At 69.1% G+C, this 18,745-nt stretch carries 17 protein-coding genes; 4 read left to right on the forward strand and 13 right to left on the reverse strand.

The features are described 5' to 3' along the window. Positions 1-10 precede the first annotated feature (10 nt). Genes ACQPYH_RS33615 through folP form a run of 3 tightly spaced genes read right to left on the reverse strand, consistent with a single transcriptional unit; the run spans position 11 to position 2,257 of the window. On the reverse strand, positions 11-715 hold the full coding sequence (locus ACQPYH_RS33615; protein WP_432879696.1) for a class III extradiol dioxygenase subunit B-like domain-containing protein: 705 nt from the start codon (positions 713-715) through the stop codon (positions 11-13). 4 nt (positions 716-719) lie between these two features. Next, on the reverse strand, positions 720-1,445 hold the full coding sequence (locus ACQPYH_RS33620) for a pyrimidine reductase family protein (RefSeq protein WP_432879699.1): 726 nt from the start codon (positions 1,443-1,445) through the stop codon (positions 720-722). Further along, positions 1,445-2,257 (reverse strand): dihydropteroate synthase, encoded by an 813-nt coding sequence (gene folP / locus ACQPYH_RS33625; protein ID WP_432894550.1) that lies wholly within the window; start codon positions 2,255-2,257, stop codon positions 1,445-1,447. Before folP ends, ACQPYH_RS33620 begins: the two co-directional genes overlap by 1 nt. A gap of 184 nt (positions 2,258-2,441) precedes the next feature. Between folP and ACQPYH_RS33630 the strand changes: the two genes are divergently transcribed. The 3 genes from ACQPYH_RS33630 to ACQPYH_RS33640 are packed head-to-tail and all read left to right on the forward strand — an operon-like array spanning position 2,442 to position 5,469. Then, the gene (locus ACQPYH_RS33630) at positions 2,442-3,758 is read left to right on the forward strand and encodes an L-fuconate dehydratase (RefSeq protein WP_432879701.1); all 1,317 of its coding nucleotides are present in this window, start codon (positions 2,442-2,444) and stop codon (positions 3,756-3,758) included. After that, entirely contained in the window at positions 3,755-4,504 is a 750-nt protein-coding gene (locus ACQPYH_RS33635) for an SDR family NAD(P)-dependent oxidoreductase (RefSeq protein ID WP_432879704.1), read from the forward strand. Before ACQPYH_RS33630 ends, ACQPYH_RS33635 begins: the two co-directional genes overlap by 4 nt. Next, entirely contained in the window at positions 4,504-5,469 is a 966-nt protein-coding gene (locus ACQPYH_RS33640; RefSeq protein ID WP_432879706.1) for an aldo/keto reductase, read from the forward strand. The genes ACQPYH_RS33635 and ACQPYH_RS33640 overlap by 1 nt, the downstream gene beginning before the upstream one ends. A gap of 151 nt (positions 5,470-5,620) precedes the next feature. Here ACQPYH_RS33640 and ACQPYH_RS33645 read toward each other — a convergent pair whose 3' ends face one another. The 7 genes from ACQPYH_RS33645 to ACQPYH_RS33675 form a co-directional block, all read right to left on the reverse strand. Beyond that, positions 5,621-7,159 (reverse strand): PucR family transcriptional regulator, encoded by a 1,539-nt coding sequence (locus tag ACQPYH_RS33645; RefSeq protein WP_432879709.1) that lies wholly within the window; start codon positions 7,157-7,159, stop codon positions 5,621-5,623. Then, positions 7,156-8,226, reverse strand: a complete 1,071-nt coding sequence (locus tag ACQPYH_RS33650) for a DUF917 domain-containing protein (protein ID WP_432879711.1) — start codon at positions 8,224-8,226, stop codon at positions 7,156-7,158. The genes ACQPYH_RS33645 and ACQPYH_RS33650 overlap by 4 nt, the downstream gene beginning before the upstream one ends. 169 nt (positions 8,227-8,395) lie before the next feature. Beyond that, positions 8,396-9,508, reverse strand: coding sequence for a DUF917 domain-containing protein (locus ACQPYH_RS33655; protein WP_432879714.1), 1,113 nt, complete (start codon positions 9,506-9,508; stop codon positions 8,396-8,398). A gap of 76 nt (positions 9,509-9,584) precedes the next feature. Further along, complete coding sequence (locus tag ACQPYH_RS33660; protein ID WP_432879717.1) at positions 9,585-10,658, reverse strand: DUF917 domain-containing protein; 1,074 nt, start codon at positions 10,656-10,658, stop codon at positions 9,585-9,587. A 112-nt stretch (positions 10,659-10,770) separates the two neighbouring features. Continuing rightward, the gene (locus ACQPYH_RS33665; RefSeq protein ID WP_432879719.1) at positions 10,771-12,330 is read right to left on the reverse strand and encodes a hydantoinase/oxoprolinase N-terminal domain-containing protein; all 1,560 of its coding nucleotides are present in this window, start codon (positions 12,328-12,330) and stop codon (positions 10,771-10,773) included. Further along, positions 12,331-13,686, reverse strand: a complete 1,356-nt coding sequence (locus ACQPYH_RS33670) for a purine-cytosine permease family protein (RefSeq protein ID WP_432879722.1) — start codon at positions 13,684-13,686, stop codon at positions 12,331-12,333. It abuts the gene before it with no gap. A 105-nt stretch (positions 13,687-13,791) separates the two neighbouring features. Continuing rightward, positions 13,792-14,088 (reverse strand): DUF2218 domain-containing protein, encoded by a 297-nt coding sequence (locus ACQPYH_RS33675; RefSeq protein ID WP_432879724.1) that lies wholly within the window; start codon positions 14,086-14,088, stop codon positions 13,792-13,794. A 65-nt stretch (positions 14,089-14,153) separates the two neighbouring features. Between ACQPYH_RS33675 and ACQPYH_RS33680 the strand changes: the two genes are divergently transcribed. Further along, positions 14,154-14,699, forward strand: a complete 546-nt coding sequence (locus ACQPYH_RS33680) for a TetR/AcrR family transcriptional regulator (protein WP_432879727.1) — start codon at positions 14,154-14,156, stop codon at positions 14,697-14,699. Here the strand turns inward: ACQPYH_RS33680 and ACQPYH_RS33685 are convergent. The 3 genes from ACQPYH_RS33685 to ACQPYH_RS33695 are packed head-to-tail and all read right to left on the reverse strand — an operon-like array spanning position 14,676 to position 18,741. Beyond that, positions 14,676-16,895 (reverse strand): heavy metal translocating P-type ATPase, encoded by a 2,220-nt coding sequence (locus tag ACQPYH_RS33685; protein ID WP_432879730.1) that lies wholly within the window; start codon positions 16,893-16,895, stop codon positions 14,676-14,678. The genes ACQPYH_RS33680 and ACQPYH_RS33685 overlap by 24 nt on opposite strands. Before the next feature lie 32 nt (positions 16,896-16,927). Further along, positions 16,928-17,587, reverse strand: coding sequence for a response regulator (locus ACQPYH_RS33690; RefSeq protein ID WP_432879733.1), 660 nt, complete (start codon positions 17,585-17,587; stop codon positions 16,928-16,930). After that, positions 17,584-18,741, reverse strand: coding sequence for a sensor histidine kinase (locus ACQPYH_RS33695; RefSeq protein ID WP_432879735.1), 1,158 nt, complete (start codon positions 18,739-18,741; stop codon positions 17,584-17,586). The genes ACQPYH_RS33690 and ACQPYH_RS33695 overlap by 4 nt, the downstream gene beginning before the upstream one ends. Between the last annotated feature and the right edge of the window lie 4 nt (positions 18,742-18,745).

Raw genomic sequence — 18,745 nt, forward strand, 5'->3', positions numbered from 1 at the left:
CGGTCAGTATCTAGGTGAATGATGCGACGAGGTAGCCGACGCCGTACGGGGCGGCGTTGTAGGTGAGGTCGGGCGTGAGTGTCGCACCTTCGAGAGCGCCGGCGAGTGCTTGCCAGGGGGCTCGGCCGGCGGCTTGCAGTTCGGTGGCGAGGTCTGGGTCGAGGGCTTTGAGTACGTCGAGATCGCTGTGCTGCAAGGCGGATGCGACTGTCGTGTCGAAGATCTCCGCGCGGGGGTGGAGATGTACCGGAGAGTGCTCGCTGCGGCGTGCGGAGCCGTCGCCCATCACCAGCAGGCCGATGCGGTCGTTGCCTGCAGCAATTTCTCGACCGAGGCGGACGCAGTCGGCCGGTGTTTCGGTTGCCGGTACGGCGACGTACGTGCGGGGCAACCCGGCCGCCTTCGATTGCTCGAGCAGCCAACCGCCCATTGCCAAGGAGAGCGGGAGAACGGGATCGCCGGAGCCAATGCGCACCTGCGGTGCGCCATACGCCGCAAACGAGCCGCCTGCGGCGGCGGGGAAGGTGAAGGGAGAGGTGGAGGTGCTGGCGGTGGGTGTTGAGCCGATGACGACGATCGTGGAGGCGGTGGCGAGGGTGTCCACGGCTGCTAGGCAGGTGGCGCGCAGGGCGGCTAGGTCGGGGGCGGCGCCGGAGGCTAGTTCGGGGATGAGGAGGGGTGGGTGGGGGCAGACCGCGGCGGCGACGACGGGCACGGGGTCAGGCCTCTCGGGTGTAGCGGAAGAAGAGGTAGTCGTCCTCGGCTTGCAGGGTTGTCCGGAGTTTCATCTGGCGGGTGAGGGTCGTCGGAAGACCTGCCGTGATGCGACCGGAGCCCGGGCCGGCCAGGAGCGGGGCCAGGGCCAAACAGAGCTCGTCTACCAGGTCGGCCTCGGTGAGCGCACCAAGTAGGTGCGGCCCGCCCTCGCAAAGGATCTGCGGCATCTCCCGCGCCGCGAACTCGTCGACAACCGCCTGCAGATCGACCTCACCAGACCCCAGGACGATCAGGTCCGCGACCTCCCCCAGCGCCTCCCGCCGGTCCGCCGGCGACGCCTCGTGCGTGACGACGATCGGCCGTACGGCGGACTGGAACACGGGGTTCACCGGGCTCAACTCGAGCCGCGACGACACGATCGCCAACGTCGGGTTCTCCGCGAGCCCCGCCGCCGTACGCCACTCCCGCGCCGCCTTCGACAACCGCAGCGGGTTGTACCCCTCGTCGCGGATCGTCCCGGCGCCGACCAGCACCACATCCGCCAGCCGCCGCACCATGCTGAACACCCGGCTGTCCGAGTCGCTCGACAGCGCCTTCGACTTCCCGTCGATCTCGACCGCGCCGTCCAGGCTGGAGACGAAGTTCGCCCGCAGGTGCGGCGCCGACCGGTCCTCGACCTCGTAGACGCCGATCAGTTCCTCGTCGGACAGTTCCTCGAGTCCACGCATCAAGCCAGGCTCCTTCGGGTTCCGGCGGGCTGCGCACTCCCCCGCAGTACGGCGATGAAATCGAGCGCCTGGCGAGCCGCCGGTACGTCGTGCACCCGGAAGACCCGCGCACCGAGCCACGCGGAGACGCTCAGTGCCGCCAGCGTCCCGTTGCCACGCTGCCCCGGGGGCAACTCCAGCGTCTCGCCGATGAAGTCCTTGTTCGACACCGCGACCAGGACCGGCCAGCCTGTCGCGGCGAGCTCGTCGAGGCGGCGGGTCAGCTCGAGCGACTGCAGCGTGTTCTTGCCGAAGTCGTGCGTCGGGTCGATCAGGATCCCGTCCGGTCGTACGCCGGCTTCGACGGCCCGATCGGCCAGCGCAGTGGTCGTACGGATCACGTCGGCGACCACGTCGTCGAACGCCATCCGGTGCGGGTCCGTGCGCGGAGAGAGACCGCCGACATGGCTGCAGACCAGCCCGGTCCCGGCCTCGGCGGCGGCGTACACGAGGTCCGGGTCGGCGCCCGCCCAGGTGTCGTTGAGGAGATCCGCGCCGGCCTCGGCGACCCGACGCGCGACCGCGCTGCGATAGGTATCCACGCTGATCACCAGCGACGGGTGGCGTGCCCGGATACCGGCCACGAAGTCCACCGTCCGGCGAAGCTCCTCGTCCTCGCTGACGGGTTCGCCGTACCCGGCCTTCACGCCACCGATATCGACCAGGTCGGCACCGTCCGCGACCGCCTTGTCGATGGCCTCGTACGCCGCGTCCGTCGCGAACGTCGCGCCGCGGTCGAAGAACGAGTCCGGCGTCCGGTTGATGATCGCCATCAGGGCGAACTCACCCGCCGCGAACGACCGGTTGCCCAGCCGGAGTACCCCGTCGCGCTCGTCCGTCACGCCACCGACTGTAACGGGGGCCCTTGTCCACACGCCTAATCAGGTGCCACGATCGCCACATATCCTATAGGATTCACCTCGACAGTCCCGCCCACCGCTGCAGATCGGGTTCTCGATGCCACGATTCACCGAGTTCGAGACGTACGACGTCCGCTTCCCCACGTCGCTGGACCTGGACGGCTCCGACGCGATGAACACCGATCCGGACTACTCCGCGGCGTACGTGATCCTGCGGACCGACGCCGGTGACGGGCTGGAGGGACACGGCTTCGCGTTCACGATCGGCCGGGGCAACGACGTCGAGACCGCGGCGATCGAGGCGCTCCGCGACCATGTCGTCGGGCTCGACCTGGACGCGACGCTGAGTGATCTCGGCGGGTTCTGGAAGTCGCTCGTGCACGACTCGCAGCTGCGCTGGCTCGGCCCCGAGAAGGGCGTCATGCACATGGCGATCGGCGCGGTCGTCAACGCGGTCTGGGACCTGGCCGCCAAACGCGCCGGCGTGCCGCTGTGGAAGCTGCTGTCCGACCTGACCCCGGAGCAGATCGTCGACCTGATCGACTTCCGCTATCTGACCGACGCGCTGACGCCGGAGGACGCGCTGGAGATCCTCCGGCAGGCGAAGCCCGGGCGGGCGGAGCGCGAGGCGGTACTGCGGGAGCGCGGCTACCCGGCGTACACGACGACACCCGGCTGGCTCGGGTACGACGATGCGAAGCTGGTCCGGCTCTGTCACGAGGCGATCGCCGATGGCTTTACCCAGATCAAGCTCAAGGTCGGCGCCAACCTCGACGACGACATCCGCCGGATGCAGCTGGCCCGCGAGGCGGTCGGGCCGGACATCCGGATCGCGGTCGACGCCAACCAGCGCTGGGACGTCGCCGAGGCGATCAGCTGGGTCGAGGCGCTGGCGCCGTACGACGTCTATTGGGTCGAGGAGCCGACCAGCCCGGACGACATCCTCGGGCATGCGACGATCGCGCGGGCGATCGCGCCGATCAAGGTCGCGACCGGTGAGCACGTGCAGAACCGGGTGATCTTCAAGCAGATGCTGCAGGCCGGGTCGCTGTCGGTGCTGCAGCTCGACTCGGCCCGGGTCGCCGGCGTGAACGAGAACATCGCGAACCTGCTGCTGGCGGCCAAGTTCGGCATCCCTGTGTGCCCGCACGCGGGCGGGGTAGGACTGTGTGAGCTGGTCCAGCACCTGTCGATGTTCGATTACGTCGCGGTGAGCGGATCGATGCAGGACCGGGTGATCGAGTACGTCGACCACCTGCACGAGCACTTCCTGGACCCGGTCGTGATCCGGGACGGGCACTACGTGGCACCGGTGCGGCCCGGGTTCGGCGCCGAGATGGATGCTGAGACGCTGACCGACTTCCGGTTCCCGGGTGGCAAGATCTGGACCGACCTGACAGAGGAGAAGAAGTGACGGACTTCGCCGGCCTTCGGGCCGTGGTGACCGGCGGTGCATCAGGGATCGGACTGGCGGCGGCGAAGCTGCTCGCGGCCCGCGGTGCCCAGGTGGTCGTGTTCGATCTGAAGCCCGAGGTCGACGCGCCGCTGACCGGGATCGCCGCGGATGTCACCGACGACGGCTCGATCCGGGACGCGGTCGCCGCCGCGGCGCTGCAGCTCGGCGGGATCGACATCGTGGTGAACAACGCCGGTATCGGCGCACAGGGCACGGTCGCCGCGAACGACGACGACGAGTGGCACCGGGTGTTCGACGTGAACGTGGTCGGCATCGCCCGCGTGACCCGGGCCGCGCTGCCGCACCTGCGCAAGTCGCAGGCGGCCGCGATCGTCAACACCTGCTCGATCGCTGCGACCGCCGGCCTGCCGAACCGCGCGCTGTACTCCGCGAGCAAGGGCGCCGTGCTCGCGCTGACGATGGCGATGGCCGCGGATCACGTCCGCGAAGGCATCCGGGTGAACTGCGTGAACCCGGGTACGGCGGACACGCCCTGGGTCGGCCGATTGCTCGACGTGGCAGCCGACCCCGAGGCCGAGCGGGCCTCGCTCGAGGCTCGGCAGCCGATGGGCCGGCTGGTCTCGGCGGACGAGGTCGCGAACGCGATCGCCTACCTGGCCAGCCCGTTGTCGGGTTCGACCACGGGTACGGCGCTGGCCGTCGACGGCGGCATGCAGAACCTGCGGCTTCCGGCGGCGCGCTGATGAAGCTCTTCCCGGACGACCAGCGCGTCGGGCTCGGCGGTGCGCCGCTGGGCAACCTGCTCGGCGAGGTCAGCGACGTCGAATCCATCGCCACCGTGAACGCGGCCTGGGACGAGGGCTGGCGGTACTTCGACACCGCGCCGCACTACGGTCTCGGACTGGCCGAGGAGCGGCTCGGGGCCGGGCTGCGGGACAAGCCGCGCGACGCGTACGTGCTGTCGAGCAAGGTCGGGCGGATCATCTACCACGCCGAAGACGCGGCGACCGACGACGAAGGTTTCGCGGTCGACACCACCCGGCGCCGGCGGTGGGACTTCAGCCGGGACGGCGTACTGCGCAGCATCGAGGACTCGCTGCAACGGATCGGGACCGACCGGCTCGACGTGGTGTACGTACACGACCCGGACGATCACTACGACGAGGCGATCGCGACCGCGTTCCCGACGCTGATCGAGCTCCGCGAGCAGGGCGTCATCGGGGCGATCGGGTCCGGGATGAACCAAACGGCGATGCTGACCCGGTTCGTCCAGGAGATCGACATCGACGTGATCATGCTGGCCGGCCGGTACACGCTGATCGACCCGGACGGCCTCGACGACGTACTCCCCGCATGCCTGGAGCACGACGTCCAGGTAGTTGCCGTCGGCATCTTTAACTCGGGGCTGATGTCGCAGCCGCGCCCGGTTGCCGGCGCCACCTTCAACTACGAGCCTGCCGCGCAGACCCTGCTCGACAAGGCCAACAAACTCGCCGACATCTGCGAGTCCCACGGCACGACGCTCCCGGCCGCGGCACTCGCCTTCCCCCTGGCACACCCCGCAGTAGCCGGTATCGCAGTCGGCTGCCGCACCCCGGAGGAAGTCCACACCAACGCAGCCCTGGCCCGAGCTGAAGTCCCAGCGGCCCTGTGGTCGGACCTGAGGTCAGCAGGCCTCCTCCGCGACGACGCGCCTACTCCCGCCTAGCACGCCAGGAGCACCCGTGGCCCGACGCGGGCGCAGGGACCGAGCTGTTCCACACCTCTCTAGTGGGTATGCCAACCAGACTGTGGGTTGGCGCACCGGATTCCGGTTGGCCAACCCCCGGTCTGGTTGGCGTACCCACCAGGCAGGCCCGTCAGCCTGGGGTGGTGCGGGAGGCCAGATGGAGGGCGAGGCGTTCGTCTGGGTTGGTTAGGTCTACGCCGAGTAGGTGCTGGATCTTGGTGATGCGGGCGGCTGCGGTGTTGCGGTGGATGCCTAGTACTGCGGCGGTTTCGGCGACGGACGACTCCGTGTCCAAGTAGACCGCGAGCGTGGCGACGAGGTCGCCGGGCTGGTCTTTGATCGGGGCGAGCAGGGCTTGGGCGGCGGGCTGGAAGGTGTCGGTGCGGGTCCAGGCCAGCAGCAGTTGAGCGAGGCCCAGGCGGTCAACGTGTAGGAAGCGCCCTGTCTCAGCCCGGCCGCGCGCGAGCCCGGCGGCGTCACCGGCTTCGGCCAGCGTGGTGGCGATTCCGCTCGGACCAGCCTGCACGCGGCCGACGCCGACGTACGCATCAACGGTCTGCACCAAACGGCGCTGAACCCGCCGGATCGTTGCCGCTTGCTCCTGTACCTCGGTCGCGGTCGGCTCACTCATCGCGGTGATCCACGCCGACCACCCATCACCCTGCTCCACGACAACCGCCTGCAGACCCTCAGCGTCGAACGCCTCCACCACATCGGTACGCCGACCCGCGACATCCACCTGTCCGTCCGCGCCGATCCGGATGCCCGTGTGCCACCCGTCGAGCTGCCAGCCCAGATCCACCGCACGTCGACGCGTAGCCTCCGACGGCTCACCATGCAGCAGTTCACCGAGCAGCGACGTACGTTGCCGCGCATCCCGCTCCAACTCCAACCGCCGCAACGCCAACCGCTCCCCCACCGCCGGCGCGACCACACTCAACACCTCAGGTACGGCGGCAACCTCGGCCGGCACCACCGCAGGCAAACGCGCCACCAACCAGCACACCGGCCCAACACCCAGCACTGCAACAGCTATCAGCACCGCACCACTGGCCAGATCCACCCGGTACGGCGCAGCCCAGCCAATCGGCACCCGCGGCAACGCAGCCACCAACGCGGTCCGCTCCGACGGCTCCAGCGGATCACCGTCCAGCGTGCCGCCGTCAGCACCCGCCAGCGTGACCGGCCGCTCCAGTACGCGGGCAGTAGTCCGCAGTACCGACGCCAGATCACCGTTCGCCCGGCGCAGCGCTGAGACGGCCCGGAGCACCAGGTCAGACCGCACTACCTCCGGCTCGGCCGTGACCCGTCGCAGGTGCTCATGCGCTGCCAGCGGGTCCGGGCATCCCAGCACCGGCAACTGCAACCGCTCAGCCAGCAACTGAGCCCCGCGTCCCAACGGCTCGACACCGGCCAGCAGAACCGCCCCTGCCCCGGCCGCCGATGCCCGGCTGATCAGAGCATCGATCCGCCAGTCGGTGTGATCACTTGCCAGCAGTACTACGAGCACGTGACCGTCCAACGGCTCCGGATGCACAGACACCTCCAGCGCCACCACGGACCCCGTCAGCCGCGGACCAGGATCCGCACCGCCACCCAGCACCACCACATCTCGCCAGCCGGGTGAGGTGAGCATGGCCGCCAGCGAGGGAGACAACCCCGGTCTCATGACGCCTCCAACAGCTGTGGCGCGCAGGTGAGGCCGAAGGCTTCAGGGCCGACGTGCGTGAGGCGGTCTGGGCGACGCCACCACATGGGTCCGGGCAGCGCGAGTACCAGCACCTCGTCTCCGGTGCGGATGGCATCAACAGCGATGGGCTGCAGCGTACGGCGGTCCAGCAGGCACAGCAGGTCCGGTGTGGTGACCGCAGGCGTGCCGTCGACCAGCGCGAGGAGGTACTCGTTCTCCGTCTCTATCCGGATCACCGCACGGCTGCCGGAGTCGACCACGCAGACGCTGCCGCGACCGAACGCAGCACCACCGTCAGCGATCAGGTGACGAGCGACCTGCTCCACTCGACCGCTCGCCAGCAGCCGACCGCCCAGACCTTCAGCGACATCAGCCGGCGTAGCCCACGGCTGTAAAGCTGCATGAGCTCGACCGAGCGCCAGAGCCCGCCTCAAACTCCCCTGTACGGCGTCCGCCGCCGCTGCCTCCACCGGAGTAGGTGCCAACGCCAGCACCGCCCAGCCACCCGTGTGAGCGACGAAGCTGCGCACTGCACGCTCCAGACCGGCCGCGTCGACGTTGTCGACGACAATCACCTGACCACTCGGCTCACTGAGCGCACAGGGCGTCAGCGAACGGCCTGCCACCGCCCACGAGAACTGGTCAAGCCGCGGCAACGCTCGACCCATCAGGTCGGCGTCGACCACCGGAAGACCCAGATCCAGCGCAGCGATCAACGGAGTCAGCCCGTTGAGCCCACCGGCCTCCAGCGGCATCAGCCCAGTGACGTCCGCACCGGCCCACCGGCTGACCGCCCGCACCGCGGTGTCGAACTCACCACCGCTCGGCAGCTTCTCCATCAGCACGCTGGTCGCCCCGACCACGCCGATGGGGCTCACCAGCGCATCCGGCACGTCGGCGGCGTCCCGCAGTACGAGCTCGCCGTCACCCAGCCGCCGGCGCAGCATGCGCCCGAACGACCCCGTGTCGCCGCCACCACCCGATCCCAGGAGGGTGACGCCGACAACCAGCGCCTCCAGATCTTGCGGCCTGACGACAGTCGTCATGGGGCGATCCTCGCACTGCGGGACGCGCGGCACTCATCAAACGCGCCAAACTGATCGCCGCGGCCGCTGCCTGAGCGTGCGGGCCGCGGGAGCCGCGAGGTTGGTGAGTGGTGGACGTCCGGGTGGAATCTCGGCCCGCCGCGGAGGGGTCAGCACGACGGGCCGAGAGCTAGAGGGTGGTGACCAGGTCGCCGCGGCGTTCGACCGGGTTGAACTCCACGTCGAGTCCGAAGCAGGCCGGTCCGAAGACCGCGAGTGCCTCCGGTGTCCGCATGAGGTCAGGTGTCGAGATGCCGACCACGGTGACCCGCTGGCCGTACCGCAGGCCTTCCGTAGTGATCGGCTCCGCGGTGTCCGCCTCGAGTACGCAGATCAGGTCCGGCACCGTGCACACCACTTCGCCGTCGACCTCTGCGACCAGGTTCTCGTTCTGGAAACGCAACTCGAGCTCCGACGTCCCGTCGTACCCGGTGAACCGCGCCCGCCCGCGGGCGAAGCCCTCGAGGGTACGGCGTTCCACGTCGACCACCTTCCCGCGGAACAGCACCCGCAGGTGGTTGTAGAGCGTTGGCGCCAAGGCAGCCCGCAGAGCCTCGATCGGATCCCGGTGCGCCTCGCGGGCCTCCCGGACCGCACGACCGATCGACAACCCGAGCGACAGCGTCCGCGGTACGGCGGTGCGCTTCATGTCGGCGCCCGTCATCGAGTACTCCGCGATGTGCGCGACGCCGCCGAGCCGGATCGTGATCCCGCGCGCGAGCCACTCCATCTGCTTGTTGTCGGTGCCGGTGTCGATCACTACGGTCTCGTCGTGCTCGCCCGCGATCGCCATCGGCGACCCCGGTACGCCGTACACCGAGAACGTCTCCATCTGCAGTTCGGGGAACGCCCGACCCATGCCGTCGGCATCGACCACCGGCAGACCGGTGCGGGCGGCAACGAGCAGCGGGATCATCGAGTTGATGCCGCCGCACTCGATCGGCATCGTCGCGTCGGCGGTCCGGCCGAGGTGCTTCTCGAGCGCGCGCAGGGCGCCGACCGGTTCGCTGCCGCGCGGGATCTTCTCCACGATCACGGTCGGCGCGCCCATTTGCGCGGTCGGGATGACGAACGCGTCGTCGTCCAGCTCGTCCGGGTCCAGGACCGTCACCGGCCCGTGTTCGCGGATCGCCTGCTCGACCAGCAGCCGCCCGATCAGCGGATCGCCGCCGCCACCGGTCCCGAGGATCGCGGCGCCCCGCGCGAGGTCCCGGAGATGCTCGATGTCCAACGTCCAGCTCATGTCCGTCCTCGCTTCGCTCCGGGCGGACAAGAGGCACGAATCGCGCTGTGTTGGTTGATGCCCTCGCTTCGCTCGGTCATGCGGTCTCCAAAGCCCGGATCGGGTCGAGGTCATAGCCGAAGTACCGCGGGCCGACCAGCTCGATACCTTCCGGCGAGTGCCAGCGCTCGTCGGCCGGTGCGGCGAGCACGCTGACCCGGTGGCCGTAGCGCAGCGCTTCGGTGGTGATCGGCTCGCCGGTCTCGGTGTCCAGCACGATGATCAGGTCCGGCGTGGTGGCGACCGCAGTACCCTCCAGCTCCGCGACCAGGTGCTCGTTCTGGAAACGCAGCACCATCACACGCCCGTGCGACGCGTCCAGCCCGTCGACGGTGGCATCACCGCGGGCGAAGCCGGTCGTCGTACGGCGTTGGACGTCGACGACCTTGCCGACGTGCAGGAGCCGGCCGCCGAGCTCGTCGACCACGGCCGCGACCGGATCGGCGTGCTCGCGTTGGGCCTGCTCGATCGCCCGGCCGATCGTGACGCATTTGCTGAGCGTCCCGGCGACGAACGCGCCGCGGATCTCGGCGCCGGTCATCGCGTACAGCGAGACGATCGCCGAGCAGCCCATGTCGATGGTCGCGGAGCGAGCCAGCCGCTCGGCCCATTCGTTCGTGGTGGTGTCGAAGATGCCGCGGTTGCCCTTCTCGTCGACGATCGACATCGGGGTCGCCTCGATCCCGGCGAGCGTCGGCAGCACCATCTGCAGTTCGGGGAACGCACGGCCCATCCCGTCGCCGTCCACCAGCGGCAGCCCGAGCTGCGCGGCGGCGATCACCGGTACGGTCGAGTTGACCCCGCCGGCCTCGATACAGGCCAGGTGGGTCGGTGTCTTCCCGACGTACTTCGCGAGGGTCTGCACCGCGACCGAGATCTGGTCCGCGGACGGCAGCTTCTCCACCATCACCGTCGGCGCGCCCATCATTGCCACCGGCAACACACAGGCATCGTCCGGAAGGTCGCCGACGGCAACGATCTCCACCGGACCATGCTCACGAACGGCCTGCTGGGCAAGCAACTTCCCAATGTGTGGATCCCCTCCGCCCCCGGTGCCCAGCACGGCGGCACCGCGAGCAAGGGACCCCAGGTCCTCAGCACGAAGCTTCATCGCAACCACTCCACCCCGGATCCCAGACAACCCGCGCCATACCAAACCGTTTGGTATGGCGCTCGGTCGCCGCCATACCAAACCGTTTGGTATGGCGGCAGGTCGGCGGCGCTCATGATGCCTCCCCGAGGCGGAGGTCGCCGACCGCCTTGCAGCGGATGCGGGTCGCGTTGCCGGGCAGGTACGGGATCGGCACCTCGTCGAAGTCGACGATCCGCACGGCGGCCGGATCGGCGCCGGCCGCGATCGCGCGGTCGACGGCCTCCTGGCGCGCCTCGTCCACCACCGCGTCACGGCGGCCGGGATCGATCGCGTACACCCGGTCGACCTCGCCGCCGACCTGCGCGATCGCCGCCCCGATCGCGTTCGCGACCGCGAAGTGATCCGGCCGATGTACTGCGAGACTGCCGGGCAGATCATCCGGCAGCAGGATCGATCCACCGCCGACCGCCACGACCGGCAGCGGATCGGGCGACGTACGCATCCGCTCCACCGCGTCTGCGATGTCCGCCGCCACCCGAGCCAGAGCCGCCTTCACCAGCGTCGGATCCAGCTCGGAGACCGCCGAAGGGTCACCGACCTCGGCCCGGCCGGCCGCGACCGCAATGTCTGTTGCCGTGAGCGTCTTGCCCCCGAAGACCAGGGCCTCCTCGGTCAGGCGGTATCCCACCGACCGCGGGCCGACCGTCACCACGTCGTTGCCCGAGGCCACCAAGCTGCCGCCGCCGATCCCGATGCTGAGCACATCAGGCATCCGGAAGTTCGTCCGTACCCCGGCCACGTCGACCTCGGTCGTCGCCTCACGCGGGAAGCCATGTGTGAGTACGCCGACATCGCTCGTCGTACCGCCGACATCGACGACCGCGCAGGTGTCGAGACCGGACAGCAGCGCCGCACCACGCATCGAGTTCGTCGGGCCGGACGCGAACGTGGCGACCGGGTACCGGCGGGCGAAGTCGACATCCATCAAGGTGCCGTCGTTCTGGCTCAGGTACAGCGGCGCGGAGATGCCGTGGCCGGCGACCGCACCGGAGAGTCCGTCGACGATGCTCGCGGCCAGCTCGCGGAGCGCGGCGTTGATGATCGTCGCGTTCTCCCGCTCCAGCAGGCCGATCCGGCCAATCTCGTGCGACAGCGAGATCGCCACGTCGTCGCCGAGCTCGGAGCGCAGGATCTCCGCCGCGCGCAGTTCGAACTCGTTGCTCACCGGCGAGAACACCGACGAGATCGCCACCGACCGTACGCCGTGCTTCACCATGTCGCCCGCGTGCCGGCGCAGCTCGTCCTCGTCCAGCTCGGCGATGTGCCGGCCGTCGAACTCGTGTCCACCGTGCGCCAGATAGCTCCGCCCGCTGATCGCCTCGACCAGCCGCTCGGGCCAGTCGACCAGCGGCGGCAGCGACGCGGTGGCGGGCAGTCCGAGGCGGAGCGCCGCCGTCGGGGCCAGTCGCCTGGCCTCGACCAATGCGTTGATGAAGTGCGTGGTGCCGATCATCACGGCCTGGACCTGCGCCGGGTCGAAGGATCGCTCCGCCTGCAGCCGGTCCAGTGTGTCGATGATGCCCGCGGTCACGTCCGCACTGGTCGCCGACTTGTTGGCGGCCAGCACGGACGTCCCGTCGAGCAGCACGGCGTCGGTGTTGGTGCCACCGACATCGATGCCGATACGCATTCAGATCCTCCCAGGTTCGGGTACTGCGCCACCGATCTCGGCCGGCGCGCTGTCCATCGTGCGGCTCGTTCCGACGCCGCGGATCAGGCCGAGCTTGCCGGCCACGACGTACGCCAGGAAGCCGACGACGAGTGAGTTGATGCTGGGCAGTCCCCAGCCGACGTACTTGCCGATCAGCGCGGCGCCGATCCAGATCACGATCGTGGCCGGCACCCAGGTCGGCGCGGTCGCAGGCAGTGTGCCCGCGGCTCTGGTCGCCTCGAGGTCAGGGCGCCAGCGCTTCACCACGAAGTACTCCGCGACCATGATCCCGGCGATCGGCGGGAACGCGACCCCGAGCACGGTCAGGAACTCGGTGAACTTGTCCAGGATCCCGCCGGCCGCGAGCACGCTGCCGAGGATGCCGACGACCAGCGTGACCACGGCCCGGTTGACGTGCCGGCCGAAGACGGTGCCGATGAAGTTCACGATGCCGAGGCCGGAGCTGTACAGGTTCCAGTCGTTGATCTTGATCGTGCCGAGGATGATCACCAGCGTGCCGACCCAGCCGACCGACGAGGTGACGATCGTGATCACGTTCGCCGATCCGACCGCGTGAGCGAGCAGGACGCCGACCAGACCGATCACGTACTCGCCGAGCGTGATGCCCAGGACGGTCTGCTTGACGACGTCACCGACGCTGCGGTTGAAGCGGGTCATATCCGGCGTGATCACCGCGCCGACGATGAATCCGCCGGCCACGAGCGTCGTACCCTCGAGCAGGCTCAGCTGCGGACCGGGCGGCGCGGCGTTCACCAGTGAGCTGAAGCTGTGGTCGGACAGCACGCTGATGATCGACCAGCCGACCAGGACCAGGAACGCCGGCACGGTCACGTACGCGACCCAGGCCATCGAGTGGAAGCCGCGCAGTACGACGAGCGTCACCGCGAGACCGAAGACGAGCGACCAGCCCCAGGTCGGGAGTACGCCGATCAGCTGGCTGAGCCCGGCCGCGGACACCGCGGACTGGATCCCGAACCAGCCGATCAGGCTGATCCCGATCGCGAGCCCGATCAGCGATGAGCCGGCCTGGCCGAACCCGGTCCAGCGCGCGATCACCGACGTCTGCAGTCCCTCGCGGGCGCCGATAATCCCGATCAGGATCGCGACGAGTTCGAGGATCACCGCGCCGAGCGTCAGCGCCCAGAACGCGGTCCAGAAGCTCATCCCGAACCCGAGCGTCGCGCCGAGCAGGAACTGACTCAGCGCCGAGATCTGCCCGAACCGCTGGGTCGCAACAGACCACCAGGAGTACCGCGCCTGCTCGGGGACGCGGGTGAGCGCGTAATCGTCCGCACCGACAGATGTACCGGCCATCGAAACCTCCAGCCCTGGGATTTCATCGAACGTACGACTCCTGGCAGGCGGTCTCACCGTCCAGTGTGCACACTCCACAGGCGCTGACTGTGCATGCAGCCCAGTTCAGGCGGGTCGCCAGGTGATCTGCAGTCCGTCACGGCGGGCGATCTGCTCGACTCGATGGGCTACTCGGGCGCTCTGCTGCTCGAGATCGGTCGGGTCGTCGGCCTGGACCCGCAGTATCAACTGGCCTGCAGTCGCGCGGATCGACCAGGTCGCCGGACCGAGATCGATGACGAGCTCGTCCGCCGACGTCGACAGGATCTTCAGACCGCCCGGCCCGTGTCCCATGTGACTGGTCAGCTGAGCGAGGTACCGATCGGCACGCGGGGTGTCGAGGTGGGCTTCGAGTGCGGGCACGTCAATCTCCTTTTTCGAGACACTGTGTCTCGATCATAGGCAGACTGTCCAGCTAGAGTCCCACCATGCCGAAGTTGTGGAACGACACCATCGCGACCCACCGCGAGGCGGTGCGGGAGGCAGTGCTGGACGCGGCGGCCGCGGTGGTTGCCGAGCACGGGCTGACCGGGGTAACGATGGCCGAGGTCGCCCAGCGCGCAGGGGTCGGGCGGGCGACGCTCTACAAGTACTTCGCCGATGTCGAGTCGATCCTCACCGCGTGGCACCAGCGTCAGGTCGCCGATCATCTTCAGCAGCTGTCCGAGATCTGGGAGCGGACGCGCCGCATCGACGACGTACTCGAGGCTTATGCGTTCATCCGGCACGAGCACCCGTCGTCAGAGGCGGTCGCCTCGTTGCATCGGTCGGAGCATGTGGCGCGGGCGCAGGAGCATCTGGTCTCGTTCGTCGCGGAGCGGTTGGGCGAGGTGCGCAACGACGTACCGGCGAAGGAGCTGGCGGCGTACTGCGTGCATGCGCTGGGTGCGGCAGGCGCCGTACCGTCGAAGGCTGCGGTACGGCGCCTGGTGGCGGTCGTGCTGAGCGGGCTACGCGGCGAGGCGGGCCGGTGAGAGGTTGAGGCGGCGCAGGAGCTGGGCGTTGAGGGCCACGACGATCGTGGAGATCGACATCAGCAGCGCGCCGACTGCCGGCGAGACGACGATGCCTGCGAAGGCGAGTACGCCGGCTGCGAGCGGGACGGTGATGACGTTGTAGCCGGTCGCCCAGATCAGGTTCTGCCACATCTTGCGGTAGCTGGCCTTGGACAGGTCGATCACCGAGAGGACGGCGCGCGGGTCGTCGGCGGCGAGTACGACGCCGGCGGATTCGATGGCGACGTCGGTGCCGGCGCCGATCGCGATGCCGACCTCGGCGCGGGCCAGGGCCGGGGCGTCGTTGACTCCGTCGCCGACCATCGCGACCTTCAGCCCGCGGGCCTGGAGCTCGGCAACCTTGGCGTCCTTGTCCTGCGGCAGCACCTCGGCGAACACCTCGTCGATCCCGAGCTCCTTCGCCACGGCGTCGGCGACCTGATGCGCATCCCCGGTGATCATCGCCACCTTCACCCCACGCCGATGCAACGCATCCACCGCCTGCCGAGACTCCTCCCGAACCTCATCCTCAAGCGCAACAGCCCCCAGCACGTCCCCATCCCTCACAACATGCAACACCGCAGCGCCACGTTCCTTCCACGCAGCAATCTCCGCCTCCAACTCCCGAGGCTCATCCACCCCACTCTCCCGCAAGTACGCAGGCCCCCCAACCGCAACCTCAGAACCATCAACAACCGCCTGAACCCCGCGCCCGGTCAAAGACCGAAAGTCCGACGCAACAAGCCTGTTGCCCCCAGCAACCGCCCGGACACCTCCACCCGAGTCACCGCCGCCAACCACAGCGCGGCCGCCATCCCAAGCAGCGCCATCGGCGCCCACCTCGGCACCGGCGCTCGCGGCTCCACCGCCATCCGTGGTGCGGCGCGTAGTGCCGGCTACTCGCGCGCCTGCGGGTTGTACGGCGTGGGCGCGGACGATTGCCTTTGCCAACGGGTGTTCGCTGTCTGTTTCTACAGCGGCTGCCAGCGCCAGCAACTCGTTGTGCGAGAGAGTGCCGACTGTGGCTACTCCGGTGACGGCCGGTTCGCCCTTGGTCAGGGTGCCGGTCTTGTCGAAGAGGACTGCGTCGATCGTGCGCATCCGCTCGAGGGCGAGCCGGTCCTTCACGAGTACGCCGGCCTTCGCCGCGCGCTCGGTGGAGATCGCGATGACCAGCGGGATCGCGAGGCCGAGGGCGTGCGGGCAGGCGATCACCAGCACGGTCACCGTCCGCGTCACCGCCTCGTCGACCTTGCCGAGCAGCGCCCACACCACGAACGTGATCAGCCCCGAGATCGACGCGAAGTAGAACAGGAACGCCGCCGCCCGATCAGCCAACGCCTGCGCACGCGACGAGGACGCCTGCGCCTCGGCCACCAACCGCTGGATCCCAGCCAGCGCAGTGTCGTCGCCGACCGCCGTGATCTCGACCCGCAGAGCGTTGTCAGTGGCAACAGTTCCCGCCACCACGCCATCACCGACCGCCCGGGAAACCGGCCGCGACTCCCCGGTGATCATCGACTCGTCAACCTCGGCCTGTCCGTCGACCACGGTCCCGTCCGCCGGCACCCGACCACCGGACCGCACGAGTACGACGTCCCCCGCCTGCAGCTCATGCAGCGAGACCTCGACGACCTCGCCGTCGATCACCTTCTCGGCCGTGTCCGGCAGCAACGCCGCGAGCGCGTCGAGCGCGCCGGACGCAGCGCCGAGCGCCCGCATCTCGAGCCAGTGCCCGAGCAGCATGATCACGATCAGCAGCGCGAGCTCCCACCAGAAGTCCAGGTCGAACCCGCCGAGCTTCAACGTCGTCACCCACGACGCGACAAACGCCACCGTGATTGCCATCGAGATCAGCAGCATCATCCCGGGCCGGCGGGACTTCAGCTCACTCCAACCGCCGGTGAGGAACGGCTGCCCCCCGTACACGAAGATCACGGTCCCGAGCACCGGCGCAATCAGCCCCGACCCGGAGAAGTCCGGCCGCGTATACCCCAGCAGATCCGCGAACATCGCGCTGAAGAACACCACCGGGACAGCCAGCCCGAGGCTGATCCAGAACCGGTCCTTGAACTGCGCCGCATGATCCCCATGCCCACCATGCCCGCCATGTTCGCCGTGCCCACTGTGCTCGCCATGCCCGCCGTGATCCATCTGCCCACCGTGCTCGTCCATGCCGAGAAGATACCCCTAGGGGGTATCCCAAATCAAGAAGCTCCGGGCACGGCGATCCCGGACTCATAGGCGTACATCACCAACTGAGCCCGATCCCGGCACCCCAATTTGGTCAGCAGATGACTCACATGGGTCTTGACCGTGCCGTACCCGAGGTGGAGCCGGCCTGCGATCTCCTGGTTCGACAACCCCTGCGCCACCGCGAGCAACACGTCGCGCTCCCGCTCGGTCAACCCGTCATCGTCGGCCGCCGACCGCGCCTCCGGCAGTGCGGCGAACCGTTCGATCAGCCGACGGGTGATCCGCGGATGCAGCAACGCCTCCCCCGCCGCCACCACCTCGATCGCCTCGAGCAGCTGCGCCGGCCGAGTCTCCTTGAGCAGAAACCCACTGGCACCCGACCGCAGCGCCTCCAGCACAAGATCGTCGTCGTCGAAGGTCGTCAGCACCACGACCCGCGTCCCCTGACAGGCCGGATCGGCAAGGATCGTGCGACTCGCGGACAACCCGTCGAGGTGCGGCATCCGGACGTCCATCAACACGACGTCAGGCGCAGTACGACGGCACAGCGCGATCGCCTCGAGCCCGTCCCGAGCCTCGCCGACCACCTCGATCTCCCCGGCCGACCGCAGCAGCAGCACAAACCCTGCCCGGACCAGATCCTGGTCGTCCACGACCGCCACCCGGATCATCGCCGTACTCCGACCGGCAACGTCGCCTGCACGCGGAAACCTTCGCCGTGAGCGCCGTAGGAAGCTCTGCCACCCACCAGCCGGACACGTTCGTCGAGCCCGAGCAGGCCATGACCCGCCGTCGACGACCCCGGCCGGCGCGGACCCGGATCGGTGACCTCCAGCTCGACCGTCGTACCGCTGACGGCCACCGTCACTGTCGCGATCCTGGCCGCGGAGTGCTTGATCACGTTGGTCAGCGACTCCTGCACGATCCGGTACGCCGTCAGCGAGATCGCGGTGTCGAGCCCGGGCGCCGTTCCCGACCGCTCCAGCGTGACGTCGAGCCCAGCCGCCCGGATGTCCTCGACCAACGCGGAGACATCGTCGAGCCCGCGGGTGGGCGGCCGGACCCCGTCCTCGTTCTCCGCGCGCAACATACCGAGCATCGACCGGGTCTGCTCGAGGGCCTGGCGACTGGTCTCGGCAATCACCTCGAGCGAATGCTCGGCCGCGTCCGCGTCAGTCCGGATCAAATGAGCACCGACACCGGCCTGTACGGCGATCAGCGACATGCTGTGCGCGACCACGTCGTGCAACTCGCGGGCGATCCGCAGCCGCTCCTCGGTGACCGCGGCCAGCAATTGGTCCTGCTGCTGCCTGCGTCGTGACCGGATCGCGTCGCCGACCGCCCACGCGGCGACCAGGAGCGCGACGGCCAGCAGCAGGTCCGACGTACCGAGGTCCGGTACGTCGAGCAGGGCCAGCCCCGCGAAGCACGCCACACCGACGGCCAACCCGACGAGCCCGTCCCGGCGCCGGCCGTGCGCGGCGAGCGAGTACAGACTGAACAGCATCAACACCGACAGCAACCCGATGTAGTGCCCGGACAGGCTCACCACCATGCCGCCGATCACCATCACGGCGTACGACGCGACCGGCCGGCTCCGTCGCCAGGCCAACCCACCGGCGGCCACCACAGTGGCGACCGCCGCTAGAACGTCCGGACTCTCCAGCCGCGGATCGATCGAGGCCGGATCGGTACTGAGCAGCGAGGCCAGCGCCGCCGCCGCGGCCACGATCCCGAGCACGGGGTCGAGGTACGGCGACAAGCGCTGCGACGCGACGATCCACCAACTCTGCCGACCCGGGGCCGGCCCAACCTGCCCCCTCATAGCC

This window comes from Kribbella sp. CA-245084 (genome assembly GCF_050942355.1).
Taxonomy (GTDB): domain Bacteria; phylum Actinomycetota; class Actinomycetes; order Propionibacteriales; family Kribbellaceae; genus Kribbella.